Genomic DNA, 17,899 nt, shown 5'->3' on the forward strand with positions numbered 1-17,899 from the left:
CTCGCGATGGCGTTGGCCTTGGCTTCTCCGGGCGGCAGCGCCCCGACGGCACCGAAGATCCCGCCCGAGATGGTCCAGTTCGAGAAGAGCCTGCACAAGCGGACGGGGGACATCGCCATTCCGGAGGCGCATGCGACGCTGCATCTTGGCGACCGCTATTATTTCCTGCCGGCCGACGAGGCGAAGACGGTCCTGACCAAGGTCTGGGGCAATCCGCCCCAGGCGGAGACCGGCGTGCTCGGGCTGGTCTTCGAGAAGCAGGCGTCGATCTTCGACCAGGTGTGGAGCGCCGTGGTGACCTATGAGGATACCGGCTATGTCCCCGACAAGGATGCGAAGACCGAGGATTACGACAAGGTCGTCGAGCAGATCCGCAGCGCCGAGGAAGATATCAATGCGGAACGCCAGAAGGGCGGATATCCGACGATCCATCTCAAGGGCTGGGCGCAGCAGCCTTCCTACGACCCCGTATCCCATTCGCTGATCTGGGCGCGCGACCTGAAATTCTCGGATACCAAGGTCGATGTGCTCAACTACGACGTCCGCCTGCTCGGCCGCCACGGCGTGCTGAGCCTCAACATGCTGTCCGATATGGATCATCTGGCCGATGTGCGCAGCGCGGCCGGGGATTTCGGCCGGGCGGCGTCGTTCGACACCGGCGCGCGCTATGCGGATTACGATGCCTCGGTCGACAAGACGGCCGAATATGGGCTTGCCGGGCTGGTCGCGGCGGGCGCAGGCGTCGTGGTGGCGAAGAAGCTCGGGCTGCTCGCCATCATGCTGGGGTTCGGCAAATGGATCCTGGCCGGGCTGGCGATCGTCGGGGCGACGATGCGGCGCTGGATCGGCGGGCTGTTCGGCCGGCGCGAGCGCGACGTGCTAGAAGGGGAGGAATGATCCGCCGCACGCCGGCTCGTCGCAATCTGGTCGATCCGGCGTGCCGCCGTCTCACATCGGCGGATGTGGACGCGGCGGTTCGGTAACAGGCTCCGACACGGCCCCTTCTGGCGGCCGAAGATTTTTGGAGCTTATAGATGATCTTCCACGTTTCGATCGATGCCGACAATCCGCAGCATGTCGCCAAGGTGATTGCCGAGCTGTGGGACGGCCAGGCGACGCCGTTCCCGCCGGTGATCGAAGGCAGCTGGGTCGCGATGGCGGGCGACGAGCGCAACACCATCATCGAAGTCTATCCGCGCGGTACCGAGCTGGTCCCGGCCGACGGCGACGCGGACAGCTACGGCGTGATCGGATCGCCCGACCGGCGCTCCGCGACTCATATCGCCATCGCCACCCGCATGGGCGCCACCGAAGTGTTCGCGATTGCCGAGCGCGAGGGCTGGCCGGCCAAGTACCGCAAGCGCGGCGGCGCGTTCGGCGTGATCGAGTTCTGGGTCGAGGGCACCCGCATGATCGAGGTGCTGACCCCGGTGATGCAGGGCGAATATCTCGGCGCGATGACTGTCGGGAACTGGAACGCGATGCTCGCCTCGATCGGCATGAGCCAGCGCGTGCCGGAGATGGCGTGAGTTATTCGGGCTTCTTCGGAACGAATTCCCCGCCGCGATAGCTCTCGCCGAAATACACATGGACGCCGTGGATCTGGCCGTCCGAGACGTTTAGATATTCGGTGTTGCGGAACTGGTCGCCGGTATCGGCGGTGGCGAGATAGGTCACGAACGCACCGGTCTCGTCCGGCGTGACGCGTTCGATCTGGAAATCCGAGAACCGGTCGCCGTTCGGCCAACACCGCTCGAAAAAGGCGTCGCGCGAGATCGCGTCGTCATACGGGCTGGTGAAAGTGAAATCGGGGGCGAGCAGCGCCTCGCTGTCCTCGCGTCGGCGGTCGCGGAACGCCTCATATTGAGCGCGGACGATCGCTTCGTTGTCGTCGATCATGGGTGCGAATCCTGGTCTACGGCCGAGCGATCGCCCGACGGCTTCAGCTCTGCGGTGGTGGCGGGATCATCGACTATCGGCGCGGCGTTCTCACCATGGATCGGCCCATCCGGATAGGGCGCGATCATCCCGCCGCGCGGCGCCGCGGTGAAGGCGGTCTGGGTCGGATAGGCCAGCTCGATGCCCTCTGTGTTCAGCCGCTTGATGATGCCGAGGCCAACGGCATGGCGGGCGGCGAAGAAATCCTCGAAGCTCGATGTCGGCGAATCGAACTCGACGTCGAAATCATAGCTCGCCTCGCCGAAGCCGATGAACCCGGCGCGGACGAACTTGCGGCCGCATCCCTCGATCACCTCTTCCAGCATCCCGGGCAGCTTCTCCATCTTCTCGACCGGGGTCCATTGGACCAGGCCGAGCTTGAACTGGCAGCGACGGTACTCGCGCTGGCTGGTGTTGAGGATTTCCTTGTCGAGCAAATTGCGGTTGGCGATGATCCGCTCCTCGCCGGTGGCGGCGCGGATGCGGGTCGATTTGAGGCCGATCGCTTCCACCGTGCCCGAGCTTGTATCGTACGAGATCGCGTCGCCGCGCCGGAAAGGACGATCGAAGATGATCGCCAGCGCCGCGAACAGGTCGCCGAAGATCCCCTGCGCCGCGAGACCGATAGCGATGCCGCCGACGCCGAGGCCGGCGACCAGGCCGGTCACGTTTACGCCGAGATTGTCGAGCACGACGATCAGCGCGATCGCGAACAGCGCGAAGGTGACGAGCAGGCGGATGATGCCCATCGCGCTGCCGATCGCCTCGCCCGAATAGGTTTCGGAACCGGTGCGGTGCTCGATCGCACCGAGGATGATTTCGCGTGCCCAGATCGCCGCCTGGAACACTGCCGAGACGGTGAACAGGAAGCTGATGGTCGACGCCACTTCGTGCGGCGCGTTGGCATAGCCGGCGACCAGCTTGGCCGCGACCATGACGATGAAGAAATTGCCGGTCTTGACGATGGCGCGCCCGAATACCGTGCCCCAGCCGGCGGCACCGGGCCTGAGGTTGCACAGCTTGTGGCCGAGCCGGCGCAGGAAATGCAGCACGACGACGATCACTGCCGCCGCGGCGACGGCGATGATGATCTGAAGCCAATGAGTCTGAATCCAGATCGAGCTGGCGGTGAACAGGTTCTCGGCCTGGTCCTGCACGTTGGACGCGGAAAGGGCAGGCGACTGGGCCTGAATGTTGTTCGTTACGGTCATGAAATCATGCTGCCTTGGCGGGCGCTGCAGCACCAGGGTTTTCCAGGAAATCGATCAACCCGCGCTCGGCACGCGACAGAAATTGAGTCGATCGGGGCAAGGGTGTCTCGCGCAAGGCGGCCTGCCCGTCTTTCACCGCCGCAATCAGCGCGGGGTGGACATAGGATTTGCGGGCGATGGCGGGCGTGTTGCCCAGCGCCTCGGTGACGGGTTCGAGCATTGTCTTGAGGCTGATGTCGTGACCGGCCTGGGCCAGCGTCTCGAACGCCAGCACGCTCGCGCCCCAGGTGCGGAAATGCTTGGCCGAATAATCCTCGCCCATCGCCTCGCGGATATAGGCGTTGACGTCGGACGAGGTGACCGGATGCGCCTCGCCCGCACTGTCGATCCAGCGGAACAGGTGCTGGCCGGGCAGGTCCTGGCATTTCCTGACGAAGCGGCTGAGCGAGCCGTCAGTGATGGTCAGGATCCGCAGCTTGCCCGACTTCGCCTTGTACTGGAGTTTCAGGGTCTTGCCGCGCAGGTTTGCGTGGCGCTTGCGCAGGGTGGTGGCGCCGAAGCTCTTGTTCGCCTTCACATAGTCTTCGTTGCCGATGCGGACATGGCCGAGATCGAGCAGCCGGACGATCGCGGCGACCGCGGTTTCCTTGTCGAGCCCGCGGCGCTTCAAATCCTGCTCGACCCGCGCGCGCAGCTTGGGAAGGGCGCGGCCGAACGGCACACATAGATCGTACTTGGCGGATTCCTGCGCGTCGCGGAATTCGGTGTGATAGCGATATTGCTTGCGGCCCTTCTCGTCCCAGCCGATCGCCTGGATATGGCCGTTGGCCCTGGGGCAATACCAGGCATCGCGATAGGCGGGCGGCAGGCCGACCGCGTTCAGCCGGTCGATCTCGTCGCGGTCAGTGATGCGATTGCCTTCCGGGTCGTAATAGCCCCAGCCGTGCCGGGCCTTCTTCCGGGTGATGCCGGGCTCGCTGTCGTCGCAATAGGTGATCTTGGCCATGACGCCGGAATGCGCGGAGGTGCAGGGAGGTTCCCGTTCGCGGATGCCGCCGGTCAGGGGAGGGGCCGTCTCACCTTTGCCAGAAGCTCGGACACATCCTCCCCGGGCCTCTTCCGCAAGCGGGAGGGGAGGGTCACGGTGTTGACCCATTTCTGCGCGGGTCGTTCGACCAGATGATAGAGGATGATCGAGCTGATCATTACCAGCACGAGGTACAAAGCGATCAGCAATGGCGGCACGGCATTCGCGTCGCTGACAAAGGCCAGCTTGAACACCACGAACAACAGGAAATGGCCGAGATAGGTCGCGTAGCTGATCTCGCCGAGATAATGCAGCAGCCCGATCTCCAGCGGATTGCCGCGCTTGCCCGAGGTGAGGGCGAGCAGCAGCAACATGGCGGCGAAGGCCGCGGGGACCGCGAGCGTTTCGGACAGCGTATCGACCGCCCAGCCCGCCAGCATCAGCACGGCGATGCCGGCGGAAGTCCAGGCGGGTACCGCGGGCGTATCCCGCCAGCGTACCCACAAAGCCGCGATCGCCGTGCCGGAAGCGAATTCGAGCACGCAGCGGCGGAGGCCGAAGCGGGCGATGTCATGGCCGAGATTGAGCGCGCCGCCATCCGCCATCAGCGCGTGGAGCAGGACGAGCAGCGCCCCGATCGCGGCGAGCACCGCCCAGGTCGGCACGCGCCGCCAGTCGATTGCCAGTGCGAGCAACGGGAAGAGCAGATAGGCGCCCAGCTCGGCACTGATCGACCAGCTCGGGTCGTTCCAGGCGAGATGGTCGGTGAAGCCCCAATTCTGCAGCAGGAGGACGTGCAGCGGCAGCTCGCCGAACGGATAGTCGACCGGGTTGGCGCGCCCGGTCGCGGCGAGCAGCAACGCCAGGCCGACCGCGCAGGCGAGCATGAACAGGTGCAGCGGCCAGATCCGCGCCACACGCTTCCGCAGGAACTGCGGCACCATGCGCCACCGGCCCGCGCGCAGGCGATCGCCCCAGGTGAGCCAGATGACGAAGCCGGAAAGCAGGAAGAAGAAATCCACCGCCAGATACCCCTTGGCGAACACCGCCACCCAATCGGGCGACAGCCCCGCGATCGACAGGCGGATATGGTAAAGCACGACGAACCACGCGGCGATGCCGCGGACGCTGGTCAGCGCGCGAAGCTCGCTCTGGCCGGTGGTGCTCATGAGGTCGCCGGCTCCAGCGACCGCACCTTCTGCATCGGGCGCCACGCCGCCTCCTGCCGTTTGCGCGCGAGATAGGTGTCGAGCCCGATCTGCGCGCCGATCAGCATATAGACGAAGGGCTGAAAGGCGATCGCGATGAATGCCGCGCCGAGCAGATAGACGATATGCGCCGATTGCAGCGCGCTCGCGAGCGGCGTCACCCAGGCCTGGTCGGGCGGCGCCTTGCGGTATCGTTGCCGGATCACTTCCATCCGGGCGATGCCGATCAGGTTGATCATCAGCCACAAGGCAAGGCCCGGATAGCCCTGCTCGCCGAGCATCTCGAAATAGGCGCTGTGGAAGGCGCGCGCCTTGTCGACCGTCAGCTTCTTGTCGACCTCGACATTGCCGGCCGCCCCTTCGACCTTCTCGGTATCGTAGCGAATCTGGTTCTGACGATACATTTCGAAGCCGCCGCCGAACGGGTGCTCCTTGGTATAGTCCCAGGTCCATTTCCACACGGCCAGCCGCGTCGAGGCGGATTCGTCCGCCTTGTAGGTCTTGATCGTGCTCATCCGGTCCGTGAAGGTCGATGGCAGGAACGGCACCGCGGCAAGCCCGATCACGCCGAGCACACCGAGATAGAGGAACTTGCGCTTCGTATCGCGGATCATCAGCATTGCGACCAGGCCGATGCAGAGCAGACCGGTGCGGGTCGAGGTGCCGATCGGGATCAGCAGGCAGGAGAAGATCAGGGCGGCGCAAAAGCCCTTCACCTTCCAGTCGGGCGGGAAGATCGTGCCGTGCTTGGCGAACCACAGGATCAGCGGGATGATCGCGATCGCCACGGTCGAGATGGTGCTGCCTTCGTACAGACCCGAATTGTTCGAGACCATCAGGTTGAGCGAACCGTACCCGCCGCCGCCCGACGCCAGCGTCTTGATGCCCCCGACGATGATGATTGAGCTGGCCGACAGGATCATGAACAGCAGCAGCGATTCTATGCGCAGCCTGGTACGCAACGTGAGTGGGAGAAAGGCGGCGAACGCCAGCGCCTTCCACACCCAGTCCCATTTATCGAGCGCTTCCACCGGGAAGTCCGCGCTGCGCGTGGTCAGGTAGCAATAAAGCAGCAGCGCCAGGATCAGCAGCTGGCGCGGGCCGACCCGCGAGTCCTTCTTGTCGTCGATCAGCGCCCAGGACAGCACGCACAGCGCCACGGCCAGCAACGAGATCGGCACCGAATTGAGCAGCACATAGGTCAGCCGCTGCGGCGAGACGATGTCGATATAGACATAGACCAGGATGAACAGGAACGGCCGGCGAAAACCGCCGGCGAAGAACACGCCCAGAAAAGCAACGAAGACGAGATCACGCACCCGGCTGGTCTCCGGGCTTGGGTGCCGGGTCGCGCGGCCCAGGCTCCTTGTCCAGATCGGGACGGCGCAGCAGGAACCAGGCAGCGAGCAGCATCAGCCCATGGCTGACGGCGAGCGCGAAATTGTCGATCATGCCCTTCGCCCTTTGCCTTGCCCGTTCCGGAACGCGACATGGTTACTCCGGCGCGGGTTGAGGCTCCGTTAAGCAGTGGCGTGGCAAGGGAATGCCCATGCGCATCCTCCATATCCTCGACCACGGCCTGCCCCTGCAGAGCGGCTACACCTTTCGCACGCGCGCCATCCTGAAGAGTCAGATGCGGCGCGGCTGGGAAGTCGCGGCGGTCACCGGCCCACGTCACGGCACGAGCCAGGCCGCCGAGGAGACGGTCGACGGGATCGATTTCTTCCGCACCAGGGCGCCGCGCAACTGGCCGAGCCCGCTCGGCGAACTGCGCGAGATCCGCGCCTTCGCGAAGCGGATCGACGCGGTGGTGGACGAATTCCAGCCCGATATCCTCCATGCTCATTCGCCGGTGCTCGACGCGGTCGCCGGCCTGCGCGTCGCGAAGAAGCGCAAGCTGCCCTTCGTCTACGAGATCCGCGCCTTCTGGGAGGATGCGGCGGTCGGCAACGGCACCGGGCGCGAAGGATCGCTTCGGTATCGCGCCACCCGCGCGCTCGAAACCTGGGCGGTGCGCAAGGCCGATGCGGTCGCGGTGATCTGCGAAGGATTGCGCCGCGACCTGGTGATGCGCGGCATCGATCAGTCGAAGATCTTCGTCTCGCCCAACGGCGTCGACCTGGAGATGTTCGGCGCGCCCTTGCCCTATGATCGCGCGCTCGCCCGGTCGCTTGGCCTCGAAGACGCCGAGGTGATCGGCTTCATCGGCAGCTTCTACGATTATGAGGGGCTGGACGATTTGATCGCGGCGATGCCGATGCTGGTCGCGTCGCGGCCCAAGGCGCATCTGCTGCTCGTCGGCGGCGGCCCGATGGAAGAGGCGCTCCGTGCCCAGGCGGCGGCATCGCCGGTGTCCGGCCATATCCGTTTCATTGGCCGCGTGCCGCATGGCGAGGTCGATCGCTATTACAGCCTGACCGATGTGCTCGCGTATCCGCGCAAGCGCATGCGCCTGACCGATCTGGTCACGCCGTTGAAGCCGCTCGAGGCGATGGCCCAGCGCCGACTCGTCGCCGCGTCGGATGTCGGCGGCCACCGCGAGCTGATTCGCCACGGTGAAACCGGCACGCTTTTCCCGCCCGGCGACCCTTACGCAATGGCACGTAGCCTGGACGGGTTGCTGGCCGATCGCGACGTGTGGGAAGCCCGGCGGGAGCGTGGACGGGCCTTTGTCGAGACCGAGCGGAACTGGTCCGTAAATGTGGGTCGTTATGCTCCTGTTTACCAAAAACTTACCGAAAGCGTGCCATCGGGTAACGCATGGTCGACTCCACCCGCCGTCAACGCCTGAACCTCCCGGTTGCGCCGCTCGTCGCGGCGGTGATCGGCGGTGTCATCGCTCTCGTTTTCGCGCTGATCCCGACGGGGTTGCTCGAGGACCTCGTGATCGACAGCGGCATCGCCGCGGTGATCCCGGCGGCCGAGCCGCCGCTCGGCGTCACGGCCCGCGCCGTGCTGATCCTTGCGGCCGGCGGCGGTACCGCGCTGATCGCCTGGTTCGGCCTGTTCCTGCTGCTGGGCGACCGCGCGATCGTCGTGCAGAAGTCCGCCTCGGCCGATGGCGACGAAGCGGCACCGGTGCTGCGCCGCGCCGATGCCCATCCCGATGCGCCAGCGCGGCGGCCTTTGTCGGCCAATCGCGAGCTGGGCACCCCTTTCCTCGAAGTGCGCGCGCATCGGCCGGTCCATACCAGGGCGGACGAGCCCGAGATCGACGCCGAGTTCGACGAACTGCCGGTGGAAGAGCCGGTCGAGCGCGATCTGCCGGCCGATCTCGACATGCCGCTTGCGGCCTATGACCCCAAGGCGATTCCCGAGGAGCCGATCGACTGGGCGCCGCAAACCGCCCCGTTGCTGCGCACGCCGCGCCAGCAGGTGTTCGATCCGGGCGAGCGCTTCGAAACCTTCGAGCTGACCCCGCTGATCCGTCGCGCGACGCCCGCGCCCGTGATCGAGCCTGAGCCCGAGCCTGAACCGGTCGCGGTCCGCGCGCCGATCAGGGTCGTCGCGCCCCCGCCCGTCGCCGAGCCGATCGAGGCCTATGCACCGCCGCCGGCCCCCATTTACGCACCCGAGCCGATCCAGCCATCCAGGCCGGTCTATGCGCCGGAGCCGATTCAGATAACCGAGCCGGTCTACGCACCCGCGCCGATCGCGGCGCCCGAGCCGATGCCGGCCTTTGCGCCGACCGAGGCGCGCGAGCCCGAGCCGGCCCCCGAAACCCCTTACGCGCCCGTGCCGATCGTCACGCCCGAGCCGATGCCCTCCTTTGCGCCGACCCCGTCGCGCGAGCCGGCCCAGTTCTTCCGCACCAAGAGCCCGTTCCGGCCTGAGGCAGCCAACCAGGATCGCTCCTTCGCCCCGGCGCGGCCGCGCGCTTCGGCCCAGGTGGAAATGGATCCGTCGGCCAGCATCCATGCGCTGCTCGATCGCCTCGAGCGCGGCGTCGGTCGCCGCGAGACGATCGCGCCCCCGCCGCCGCCACAGAATGAGGATTCGCTGCAGGAAGCCCTTGTCACGCTGCGCCGTCTCGCCATGCGCGGCTGAGGTTCATTCCTCCACGGTCAGGGCTTCGATCGTCATCGTCGCCACGCCGCCGGCACGGGTCACCCCGGTAACCACGATATCTGCGACCAGATGGCCGCGCAGCGGCAGGTCGGCTTCGGGCAGGGCGTCGAGCCACGCTTCGAGCGCGGGCGAGTCGGTGGCCTCGAGACTCAGTTCGTGCCGCGCGCCGTTGAACGTGGCGCTCGCCCAGCGCGTCCAGGTCGAATCGATTACGCGCACCAGACAGGCCGCCCGTTGCGAGTCGGCCTCCAGACTGCGGACGAGCAGGGTGGCGGCGTCGGGGCCGCGGCTCATCGTTCGCGGCCCAGCGCGAGGAACGCCTCGATCCGCGCGACCACGCGCGATCCGGGTTCGCGCCCGTTGCGCAGGTCGCCGACCAGCCGCGGATCGTTGACCGCCAGCCGGCCGAACCGTGTCGGCGGCATGCCCGTCTTCTTCAAATACCGATCGATCTTTGCCAGCACCGACATCGCAGCCCTTCCCGAGTCTCTTGATTGTGTTCCCTGTCTGTTCCGTAATTTCCAACTTGTCTAGGAATTTTCCTATGCTATTGGAACAGGAATGGAGGCGACCGATCCTCGCATGGCCCTGGACCGCCTCGTCGAGGCGAATGGGGAGAGCTATGCGTCGCTGTCGCGCATGCTCCACCGCAACCCGGCCTATCTCCAGCAATATGTGAAACGCGGAACCCCGCGCCTGCTGGCCGAGCGCGACCGCAAGCTGCTCGCCGGCTATTTCCGCGTCGACGAGGCGGTGCTGGGCGGGCCGGAAAGGCCTGCGATCCCGGCGGTCGCGCAGGTCCGCCGGCTCGACGTGGCGGCCTCGGCGGGGCCGGGCGGGCTGGCCGAGGATGACCGTTTACTGGGTGGCGAATTGTTCGATCCGCGTCTGCTCGCGTCGCTCGGCGTGCGGGAGGACGAGAGCGCCGTGCTGCGCGCCCAGGGCGATTCCATGTCGCCGACGATCGAGAATGGCGACCGCATGCTGATCGACGAGCGCGACCGGAAGGTCGTGACGAAGGGCGGTATCTTCGTCATCCGCATGGACGGCGCGCTGATGGTGAAGCGCGTGGCCAGGGCGGGGGAGCGGATCGCCATCACCAGCGACAATGCGGATTTCCCGCCGATCCTGCCCCGGGCGCCCGACGAGGTTGAGGTATTGGGCCGGGTCGTGTGGTTGTCCCGCGCGCTGCGCTAGCCTTCAGCCTCGGTGGTGCCGGACTTGTTCCGGCCCCAAGGTATTACCGCCGAAAATTCAGCAGCCACATCGCGATCGACACGGCGACGCCGAGTCCGATGCCAATCAGCAATCCCGGGATCGGCTCGTACAGGAATTGACCGATCACGGCGCCGCCCAGGGCGCCCAGCGCGATCAGGACGCCGCCGGCGAGCGGGGTGCGGGTAGGGGGTTTGCTGGCCATGTCCCGCCTCTGCCATGTCCCGCCACAGGACGCCAGCGTCCCGCCATGGGATCGGTGGGGCTGTGCCCAAACGGTCGTTTACCACTCATCCCCGCCGCCGCCCGCGATTCCCCGGATGTGGCACATGGCTTGAAGGTCGATGATCGGATCAATCCGGGGAGTCTCGATGTCGTACCTGCCGTATCTCGCCGATCGTGGCGAAGTTGCCGATGCCACCACCCTGATGGCGCTGTTCGGCGACGATGCCGGGCTCGAGGCGGCGGCGCGCGCGGATGAAAGCCGCGACATCGGCAATTATCTCCATTTTTGCCGCTGGCGGCAGATCGAGCGGCTGATCCTTCTCCTCTCGGCTGAAAGCGCGATCGGCACGGTTCACTGAGGCCGCGCGCCAAGCCACTGTCACTGGCGGAATTGAGCCGCTAGGACAGGCGGATGTGGTTACCCGTCGGGGCGCGTGGCACGGTGTTGTGTGCCGCCGCAGGTCTTTTTGTCTGCACCGCGCCTTGCGTTCATGCGCAGGACAGCGGGGCGGCGACCGCTCCCCAAAGCGCGCGCCCGCAATCCGTGCCGCCGCAATCCACATCACCGCAATCTTCCGGGCTCGATCCGCAATCGCCGCTCGCGCCGATGCCCGGCCTGGGCGTCGACTGGCCCGATCTCGACGCGGCCCCACCCGAGCCCGTCGATCCGGCCGATCCCGCCGCGCAGGCGGAGATGACCGGAGAATCGCGCTACAGCTACCGCATCGACGGCATGGGCGCGGTGACCAGCCCGTTGCTCCACCAGCGTTTCCTCGGCCTCTCCACCCTGAAGGCGCATGAGGGCGATCCGGCCAATGCCGCACAGCTCGACCGGCGCGCGCGCGAGGATTCGACCTTGCTGGTCGGGCTGCTCCGCGCCGAGGGCTATTATGACGCGCGCGTCTCCACCCGGATCGAGCAGGCCGCCGGGCGCCCGGTGGTGGTGCTCGATGCCGAACCGGGCGTGATCTACAAGTTCGAGGGCGTCACGCTTGCCGGGGTAGGTGCCGCGGGCGACAAGGAACCGGGGCTGCGCGAGGCCTTTGGCGTGAAGGCCGACGACGTCGTCAACGCCGACCGGATCGCCGCGGGCGAAGCGCAGCTGCGCACCACCATCGGCCAGCAGGGCTTTCCTTTTGCCGAGGTGGGCGAGCCCGAGATCGTCGTCGATCATGCGACTCACACCGCGACGCTCGCGATGACGGTCGAGCCGGGCGGCGAGAAGCGCTTCGGCACGGTCACCACGGCGGCCGACAACAAGGTGTTCGATGCGAAGCACATTCTGGAGATCGCCCGCTTCAGGCCGGGCGAGCCTTATAATGCCGCGGCGCTGGACGATTTGCGCCGGGCGCTGATCCAGACCAGCCTAGTCTCGACCGTCGACATCAAGCCGGTGCAGACCGCCGACCCCAATGTCGTGGACATCGACATCGGACTCGCGCCCGCCCCGCCGCACACCATCGCCGGCGAGATCGGCTATGGCACCGGCGAAGGGGCGCGCGCCGAGGTGAGCTGGACTCACCGCAACCTGTTCCCGCCCGAGGGTGCGCTGACCCTGCGCGGCGTGCTCGGCACCAAGGAGCAGCTCGCCAGCGTGGTGTTCCGGCGCAACAATTTCCACGCGCGCGACCGGGTGCTGACTGGCCAGATCGTCGCCTCCAACCTGACGCGCGACGCCTATCAGGCGAGGACCTTCTCGGTCTCGGGCAGCCTCGAGAAGCAGACCAACATCTTCTTCCAGAAGAAATGGACCTGGTCGCTCGGCGCCGAGCTGGCCGCGTCGGACGAGCGCGACGTGATCCTGTCGACCGGCGCGCCGCGCCGCCGTACCTTCTTCATCGGCGCATTGCCCACGACCTTGACCTATGACGGATCGGACGATTTGCTCAATCCGACCAAGGGCTTCCGGCTTGGCGGGCGGCTGTCGCCAGAGATCTCGCTGGAGGGGCAGGCCTTCGGCTATGCCCGGGTGCAGGTCGACGCGAGTGCCTATCAGTCGGTCAGCGACCGGATCGTGATGGCGGGGCGCGTGCGGCTGGGCACGATCGCCGGCGCGCCGCGTGACGCGATTGCGCCGTCGCGGCGCTTCTATGCCGGCGGCGGTGCCTCGGTGCGTGGCTATGGCTATCAGAGCATCGGCCCGCGCGATCCGAACAACGATCCGATCGGCGGGCGCAGCCTGACCGAATTCTCGATCGAGGCGCGAGTGAAGGCGTTCGGCAATTTCGGCGTGGTGCCGTTCCTCGACGGCGGCAATATCTACACGTCGCCGCTGCCCAAATTCACGCAGTTCCGCTTCGGCACCGGCATCGGCGTGCGCTATTATTCCAGCTTCGGGCCGATCCGCATCGATGTCGGCACGCCGATCAACCCGCAGCGCGGGGATTCTCGCGTCGCGGTCTATGTTTCGCTGGGACAGGCCTTTTGACCGAGGAGGCGGCGCTTCCCCCCGCTGCGGAGGCGGGTTCGCCTCCGGCTGCCGTCAAGTCGCGCCGCCGCTGGTGGCGCTGGCTGGTCGGCGGCCTGCTGGGCCTGGTCGCGCTGCTGGTGGTCGGCCTGGCGGTGCTCGATACCGCCATCGGCCATCGCTGGGTAGCAGACAGGATTGCGGCACTGAGGCCCTCCAACGGACTGCGCTACAGCGTGGGGCGGATCGAAGGTTCGCTCTTCTCGAAGGCGCGGCTGATCGACGTCCGCATCTCCGATCCCAAGGGGCTGATCTTCTACGCACCGCGCGCCGAGCTCAGCTGGGTGCCGTTCGCCTGGCTCGACAATCGCTTGCACATCCGCAGCCTGGTCATCCCGCGCGCCACATTGGCCAAGCTTCCCCAGACGATCCGCACCGGCAAGGCCGGGCCGCTGCTGCCCGCCTTCGATATCCGTATCGGCGAGTTGCGCGTCGACCGGCTCGCGGTCTCGCCGAAGATCACCGGGGTGGCGCGGACCGGGCGGCTGGCCGGGCGAGCGGAGATTCATGCTGGCCGTGCGCTGGTCGATCTGAATGCGGTGGTCGAAGGCAGCGACACGCTGACCCTGAAGCTTGATGCCGAGCCCGATCGCAACAAGTTCGACGCGGATATCCATGCCCGGGGCAGCGCCACCGGCGTGCTGGCGAAGCTCGCCGGTTTCGCGCGTCCGATCGCGCTCGACATATCGGGCGATGGCACCTGGGCGGCCTGGAAAGGCATGGCACGCGCTGATATCGGCGATGTCCGGCTGATCGATCTCGCGCTGACCAATCGTTCGGGCACGTACGCGCTGACCGGCAACGTCAACCCGGCACCGCTCTCCAAAGGCAAGCTGCAGCGGCTGACGACACCGCGCGTGATCGTCGACGGTGCGGCAACCCTCGCCGACCGGCGGCTGGAGGGCTCGCTCAACCTCCGCTCGGCGGCAATGGTGGTCGACACGGTTGGCACGGTCGATCTGGGGCAGGGCGCCTATCGCAATCTGCGGATCCATGCCCGGCTGCTCCAGCCCAAGGCGCTGTTCCCCAATATGAGCGGGCGCGGGGTCGAACTGCGCGCGATCCTCGACGGTGTCTTCGCCACCGCGCATTTCGATTACCGCCTGACCGCCGACCGCTTCGCTTTCGACCAGACCGGGTTCGAGGTCGCGCGTGCCGGTGGGGCGGGCAATTTCTCGAAACAGCCGATCAGGGTGCCGATCCGCTTCACCGCGGCGCGGGTGACCGGCGTCGGTGACGTGGCTGGCGGAATCCTGCGCAATCTCAGCCTCGAAGGCGTGCTGCGCGTCACCAGCAAGTTCGTCACCGGCGACGATCTCCGCGTGAAGTCGGACAAGCTGACCGGGCGGATCAACCTGATCCTCGACCTGGCGACCGGCAAGTTCGAGATCGGCATCAACGGCGTGCTCGGGCGCTATCTCATCCCCGGTCTCGGCATCGTCGACGTCAAATCCACCTTGCGCGTGGTGCCGGGCCCCGGCGGCCACGGCACCAGGGTGATCGGCACCGGCACGGCGCAGATGGTCCGGTTGGACAATGCGTTCTTCCGCTCGCTCACCGGCGGCCTGCCGAAGATCGTCACCGGGCTCGAGCGTACGCCCGACGGCATCCTCCACCTCAACAATCTGGTGCTGACCTCGCCCTCGCTACGGCTGGCCGGCAACGGCATTCGCCGGCGCGACGGTACCTTCCATTTCGAGGGGCGCGGGACTCAGGCGACCTATGGCCCGCTGACCCTGAAGCTCGACGGCAAGATCGAACGGCCAACGCTCGATCTGGTGTTCGAGCGACCCAATGACTCGATGGGGCTGAGTAACGTCGTCGCCCATCTCGACCCCACCGCGCGCGGCTTCGCCTTCACCGCTCGGGGTGGATCGCGGCTCGGCCCGTTCGACGGCAAGGGCGAGATCCTGTTGCCGCCGGGCGGCGGCGGCTCGATCCAGATCGACGAGTTGAATGTCAGCGGCAGCAAGGCGACCGGCACCCTGGCGATCGTCGATGGCGGGTTCGACGGGCGGCTGGCCATTGCGGGCGGGGGGCTGTCGGGCGAACTGCTGTTCCGGCCGGTCGGCACGATCCAGCGGATCGAGGCGCATATCGATATCACCGCAGCAAAATTGGCCAACAACATCACCTTGCGCCGCGGGCGGATCGACGCGGTCATGTTGCTCGATCCCGCGGGCACGTCGATCGAGGCGACGGCGACCGGTTCGGGGCTCCGCCGCGGCACGCTGTCGCTCGGGCGGTTCGCGGCCAATATCTCGCTCCGCGGCGGGCGCGGCCAGATTCGCGCCTCGATCGCCGGCTCGCGCGGGCGGGCCTTCGATATCCAGACGGTCACTGAGGTGACGCCCGACAGCTTCGCCCTGTCGGCGCAGGGCACGCTGGATCGCCGTCCGATCAAGCTGGTCACACCGGCGGTGTTCACCCGTGAGGGCGATGGCTGGCGGCTCGCCCCTGCCAAGTTGAGCTTCGCGGGCGGCGAGGCCGAGGTCGCCGGCCGCTTCACCGGCGCCTCGAGCTCGGTCGATGCGGCCCTGTCGCGCATGCCGCTGTCGATCCTCGATATCGGCTATCCCGGGCTTGGGCTGGGCGGCACTGCCTCGGGCAAGCTGTCCTTCACGCAAGGGCACGGCACCGCGCCGACCGGCCGGGTCGACATGACGGTGCGCGGTCTCACCCGGTCCGGGCTGATCCTGTCGTCGCAGCCGGTCGATGTCGGCATTGCCGGCATCCTTCAGCCGGGCAAGGCCGCCGCGCGCGCGGTGGCGAAGAGCGGCGGCAAGACGGTCGGCCGCGCTCAGGCGCAGCTCACTCTGTCGGGCTCGGGCGATCTGCCGACGCAGTTCGCCAATGCCGGGCTGTTCGCGCAGCTTCGTTATGACGGCCCGGCCGATACCCTGTGGCGGCTCACCGGCATGGAGCTGTTCGATCTGACCGGCCCGGTCGCGATCGGCGCCGATCTCGGCGGCAAGGTCAACGATCCGCAGATCCGCGGTATCGTCGAGGCGAAGAACGCCCGGATCGAAAGCGGCGTGACCGGCACCCTGCTCACCAACGTCCAGGCCACCGGGCGCTTCGGCGGATCGCGGCTGGTGATCGACAGGTTCGCGGCGGACGCGGGCAAGGGCGGGCGAGTCACCGGCACTGGCACCTTCGATCTGGCGGCGGCCAACGGTTTCGGCATCGACCTCGCGATCCGCGCCGACAATGCGGTGATGATCAACCGCGACGATATCGGCGCGACCGTCACCGGGCCGCTGACGATCAAGTCGGACGGGCAGGGCGGGGTGATCGGCGGCGACCTGCTGCTCAACAAGAGCCGCTACCGTCTCGGCCAGGCCACCGCAGCGAGCGCGGTGCCGCAACTCAACATCCGCGAGATCAACCTGCCCGGCGGCGGCGAGGAGGATGACGTGCCGCGCAAGCCGTGGCGGCTGGCGATCAAGGCACGGGCGCCCGACCAGCTGATCGTCAGCGGCCTGGGGCTGAACAGCGAATGGTCGGCAAACCTCCAGATCGGCGGCGCGCCTGACAATCCCGCGATTACCGGACGCGCCGATCTGGTCCGCGGCGATTATGAATTCGCCGGCCGCCAGTTCGAGCTGGAGCGCGGACGCATCCTGTTCGTCGGCGAGGTGCCGGCCAACCCGTCGCTCGACATCGCCGCCAATGCGGATTCGACCGGGCTGAGCGCGACGATCCGGGTGACCGGCTATGCTCAGAAACCGGAAATCAGCTTCACCAGCACGCCGGCGCTGCCCGAGGACGAGCTGCTCTCCCGGCTGCTGTTCGGCACTTCGATCACCAACTTGTCGGCCCCCGAGGCATTGCAGCTTGCGGCGGCGGTTGCGGCGCTGCGCGACGGCAGCGGCGGGCTAAACCCGATCAACGCCGTCCGCCGTGCGGCCGGCCTCGACCGGCTGCGCATCCTCCCCGCCGATCCGCAGACCGGCGCCGGCACTTCGGTCGCCGCGGGCAAATACATCACCCGCCGCCTGTTCGCCGAGATCATCACGGACGGTCAGGGCTATTCGGCGACTCAGGTCGAGTTCCAGGTCACCCGCTGGCTGTCGATCCTGTCGAGCATCTCCACCCTGGGCCGCCAGAGCGCGAACCTCAGGGTGTCGAAGGATTATTGAGGCGTAGGGTTTGGCCAGATTTCGAGGTCGAGGCCTGGAATGTCTCGGAAATCGTCGCCGTTGATGGTGATCAGCGTCAGGCCGTGAACGATGGCGGTGGCCGCGATCATGCGATCGGTTACGCGGCGTCGTGAATAGCCGCGAACGGCAAGGATGTCACGATAGACTGATGCCATGCTGGCCGTGAAATCATGGATCTGAAGCGCCGATAGCAACGCATCGGCTGTTTCTCGACGCTTCGCCGTCAACTCCGGAACGGCGTACACGCCACCTTCAAGTTCTATTTGCGTCAGGATGGAAATCGATGGCGGAGACGCCAGCATTTCGTACCGCCCGATGATAGTCGAATCGCCATCGCGCAAATGGATTGCGATGTTGGTATCGATCAGGGCAGGCAA

Annotated in this window: 18 protein-coding genes; 8 read left to right on the forward strand and 10 right to left on the reverse strand. The window is 66.8% G+C overall.

From position 1 onward, the window contains the following. Positions 1-6 precede the first annotated feature (6 nt). Positions 7-897, forward strand: a complete 891-nt coding sequence (locus WC729_RS24685) for a DUF2167 domain-containing protein (RefSeq protein WP_372857107.1) — start codon at positions 7-9, stop codon at positions 895-897. A 137-nt stretch (positions 898-1,034) separates the two neighbouring features. After that, positions 1,035-1,529 carry a hypothetical protein gene (locus WC729_RS24690; RefSeq protein ID WP_372857108.1) on the forward strand — a complete coding sequence of 165 codons (495 nt, stop codon included), beginning with the start codon at positions 1,035-1,037 and terminating at the stop codon, positions 1,527-1,529. Position 1,530: 1 nt separating this feature from the next. Here the strand turns inward: WC729_RS24690 and WC729_RS24695 are convergent, their stop codons facing one another. Genes WC729_RS24695 through WC729_RS24720 form a run of 6 tightly spaced genes read right to left on the reverse strand, consistent with a single transcriptional unit; the run spans position 1,531 to position 6,836 of the window. Further along, entirely contained in the window at positions 1,531-1,899 is a 369-nt protein-coding gene (locus WC729_RS24695) for a nuclear transport factor 2 family protein (RefSeq protein WP_372857109.1), read from the reverse strand. Continuing rightward, on the reverse strand, positions 1,896-3,149 hold the full coding sequence (locus tag WC729_RS24700) for a mechanosensitive ion channel family protein (protein ID WP_372857110.1): 1,254 nt from the start codon (positions 3,147-3,149) through the stop codon (positions 1,896-1,898). Before WC729_RS24700 ends, WC729_RS24695 begins: the two co-directional genes overlap by 4 nt. Positions 3,150-3,153: 4 nt before the next feature. After that, positions 3,154-4,155, reverse strand: a complete 1,002-nt coding sequence (locus tag WC729_RS24705; protein WP_372857111.1) for a DNA topoisomerase IB — start codon at positions 4,153-4,155, stop codon at positions 3,154-3,156. A gap of 53 nt (positions 4,156-4,208) precedes the next feature. Continuing rightward, a complete protein-coding gene (locus WC729_RS24710) occupies positions 4,209-5,345 on the reverse strand; it encodes an acyltransferase family protein (RefSeq protein ID WP_372857112.1) in 1,137 nt (378 codons plus the stop codon). Then, positions 5,342-6,703: a putative O-glycosylation ligase, exosortase A system-associated gene (locus WC729_RS24715; RefSeq protein WP_372857113.1), complete on the reverse strand. Its 1,362-nt coding sequence runs from the start codon at positions 6,701-6,703 to the stop codon at positions 5,342-5,344. The genes WC729_RS24710 and WC729_RS24715 overlap by 4 nt, the downstream gene beginning before the upstream one ends. Next, positions 6,696-6,836, reverse strand: a complete 141-nt coding sequence (locus WC729_RS24720; RefSeq protein WP_372857114.1) for a hypothetical protein — start codon at positions 6,834-6,836, stop codon at positions 6,696-6,698. The genes WC729_RS24715 and WC729_RS24720 overlap by 8 nt, the downstream gene beginning before the upstream one ends. Before the next feature lie 97 nt (positions 6,837-6,933). On the opposite strand from WC729_RS24720, the gene WC729_RS24725 reads away from it, so the two are divergent. Continuing rightward, on the forward strand, positions 6,934-8,175 hold the full coding sequence (locus tag WC729_RS24725; RefSeq protein WP_372857115.1) for a TIGR04063 family PEP-CTERM/XrtA system glycosyltransferase: 1,242 nt from the start codon (positions 6,934-6,936) through the stop codon (positions 8,173-8,175). Further along, the gene (locus WC729_RS24730) at positions 8,145-9,431 is read left to right on the forward strand and encodes a hypothetical protein (RefSeq protein ID WP_372857116.1); all 1,287 of its coding nucleotides are present in this window, start codon (positions 8,145-8,147) and stop codon (positions 9,429-9,431) included. The genes WC729_RS24725 and WC729_RS24730 overlap by 31 nt, the downstream gene beginning before the upstream one ends. Positions 9,432-9,434: 3 nt before the next feature. Here the strand turns inward: WC729_RS24730 and WC729_RS24735 are convergent, their stop codons facing one another. Further along, positions 9,435-9,746, reverse strand: coding sequence for a hypothetical protein (locus WC729_RS24735; RefSeq protein ID WP_372857117.1), 312 nt, complete (start codon positions 9,744-9,746; stop codon positions 9,435-9,437). Continuing rightward, complete coding sequence (locus tag WC729_RS24740; RefSeq protein WP_372857118.1) at positions 9,743-9,922, reverse strand: hypothetical protein; 180 nt, start codon at positions 9,920-9,922, stop codon at positions 9,743-9,745. The genes WC729_RS24735 and WC729_RS24740 overlap by 4 nt, the downstream gene beginning before the upstream one ends. Before the next feature lie 112 nt (positions 9,923-10,034). Between WC729_RS24740 and WC729_RS24745 the strand changes: the two genes are divergently transcribed. Beyond that, on the forward strand, positions 10,035-10,649 hold the full coding sequence (locus WC729_RS24745; RefSeq protein WP_372857119.1) for a helix-turn-helix transcriptional regulator: 615 nt from the start codon (positions 10,035-10,037) through the stop codon (positions 10,647-10,649). Between the two features lie 43 nt (positions 10,650-10,692). Here WC729_RS24745 and WC729_RS24750 read toward each other — a convergent pair whose 3' ends face one another. Continuing rightward, positions 10,693-10,872, reverse strand: coding sequence for a hypothetical protein (locus tag WC729_RS24750; protein ID WP_372857120.1), 180 nt, complete (start codon positions 10,870-10,872; stop codon positions 10,693-10,695). 166 nt (positions 10,873-11,038) lie between these two features. Between WC729_RS24750 and WC729_RS24755 the strand changes: the two genes are divergently transcribed. From WC729_RS24755 to WC729_RS24765, 3 genes are read left to right on the forward strand one after another with little or no spacing between them, the layout of a single operon-like run. Beyond that, complete coding sequence (locus WC729_RS24755) at positions 11,039-11,251, forward strand: hypothetical protein (protein ID WP_372857121.1); 213 nt, start codon at positions 11,039-11,041, stop codon at positions 11,249-11,251. A 53-nt stretch (positions 11,252-11,304) separates the two neighbouring features. Next, positions 11,305-13,320: a BamA/TamA family outer membrane protein gene (locus WC729_RS24760; protein ID WP_372857122.1), complete on the forward strand. Its 2,016-nt coding sequence runs from the start codon at positions 11,305-11,307 to the stop codon at positions 13,318-13,320. Continuing rightward, the gene (locus WC729_RS24765; protein ID WP_372857123.1) at positions 13,317-17,501 is read left to right on the forward strand and encodes a translocation/assembly module TamB domain-containing protein; all 4,185 of its coding nucleotides are present in this window, start codon (positions 13,317-13,319) and stop codon (positions 17,499-17,501) included. Before WC729_RS24760 ends, WC729_RS24765 begins: the two co-directional genes overlap by 4 nt. Here the strand turns inward: WC729_RS24765 and WC729_RS24770 are convergent. Continuing rightward, positions 17,495-17,899: a PIN domain-containing protein gene (locus tag WC729_RS24770; RefSeq protein WP_372857124.1), complete on the reverse strand. Its 405-nt coding sequence runs from the start codon at positions 17,897-17,899 to the stop codon at positions 17,495-17,497. The genes WC729_RS24765 and WC729_RS24770 overlap by 7 nt on opposite strands.

Origin of the sequence: Sphingomonas sp. (genome assembly GCF_041661825.1) — a bacterium.
Classification (GTDB): domain Bacteria; phylum Pseudomonadota; class Alphaproteobacteria; order Sphingomonadales; family Sphingomonadaceae; genus Sphingomonas.

Coding starts and splice junctions, on each gene's coding strand:
- WC729_RS24685 (WP_372857107.1), top strand. CDS start 7: ATGGCGTTGGCCTTGGCTTCTCCGGGCGGCAGCGCCCCGACGGCACCG.
- WC729_RS24690 (WP_372857108.1), top strand. CDS start 1,035: ATGATCTTCCACGTTTCGATCGATGCCGACAATCCGCAGCATGTCGCC.
- WC729_RS24695 (WP_372857109.1), bottom strand. CDS start 1,899: ATGATCGACGACAACGAAGCGATCGTCCGCGCTCAATATGAGGCGTTC.
- WC729_RS24700 (WP_372857110.1), bottom strand. CDS start 3,149: ATGACCGTAACGAACAACATTCAGGCCCAGTCGCCTGCCCTTTCCGCG.
- WC729_RS24705 (WP_372857111.1), bottom strand. CDS start 4,155: ATGGCCAAGATCACCTATTGCGACGACAGCGAGCCCGGCATCACCCGG.
- WC729_RS24710 (WP_372857112.1), bottom strand. CDS start 5,345: ATGAGCACCACCGGCCAGAGCGAGCTTCGCGCGCTGACCAGCGTCCGC.
- WC729_RS24720 (WP_372857114.1), bottom strand. CDS start 6,836: ATGATCGACAATTTCGCGCTCGCCGTCAGCCATGGGCTGATGCTGCTC.
- WC729_RS24725 (WP_372857115.1), top strand. CDS start 6,934: ATGCGCATCCTCCATATCCTCGACCACGGCCTGCCCCTGCAGAGCGGC.
- WC729_RS24730 (WP_372857116.1), top strand. CDS start 8,145: ATGGTCGACTCCACCCGCCGTCAACGCCTGAACCTCCCGGTTGCGCCG.
- WC729_RS24735 (WP_372857117.1), bottom strand. CDS start 9,746: ATGAGCCGCGGCCCCGACGCCGCCACCCTGCTCGTCCGCAGTCTGGAG.
- WC729_RS24740 (WP_372857118.1), bottom strand. CDS start 9,922: ATGTCGGTGCTGGCAAAGATCGATCGGTATTTGAAGAAGACGGGCATG.
- WC729_RS24745 (WP_372857119.1), top strand. CDS start 10,035: ATGGCCCTGGACCGCCTCGTCGAGGCGAATGGGGAGAGCTATGCGTCG.
- WC729_RS24750 (WP_372857120.1), bottom strand. CDS start 10,872: ATGGCCAGCAAACCCCCTACCCGCACCCCGCTCGCCGGCGGCGTCCTG.
- WC729_RS24755 (WP_372857121.1), top strand. CDS start 11,039: ATGTCGTACCTGCCGTATCTCGCCGATCGTGGCGAAGTTGCCGATGCC.
- WC729_RS24760 (WP_372857122.1), top strand. CDS start 11,305: ATGTGGTTACCCGTCGGGGCGCGTGGCACGGTGTTGTGTGCCGCCGCA.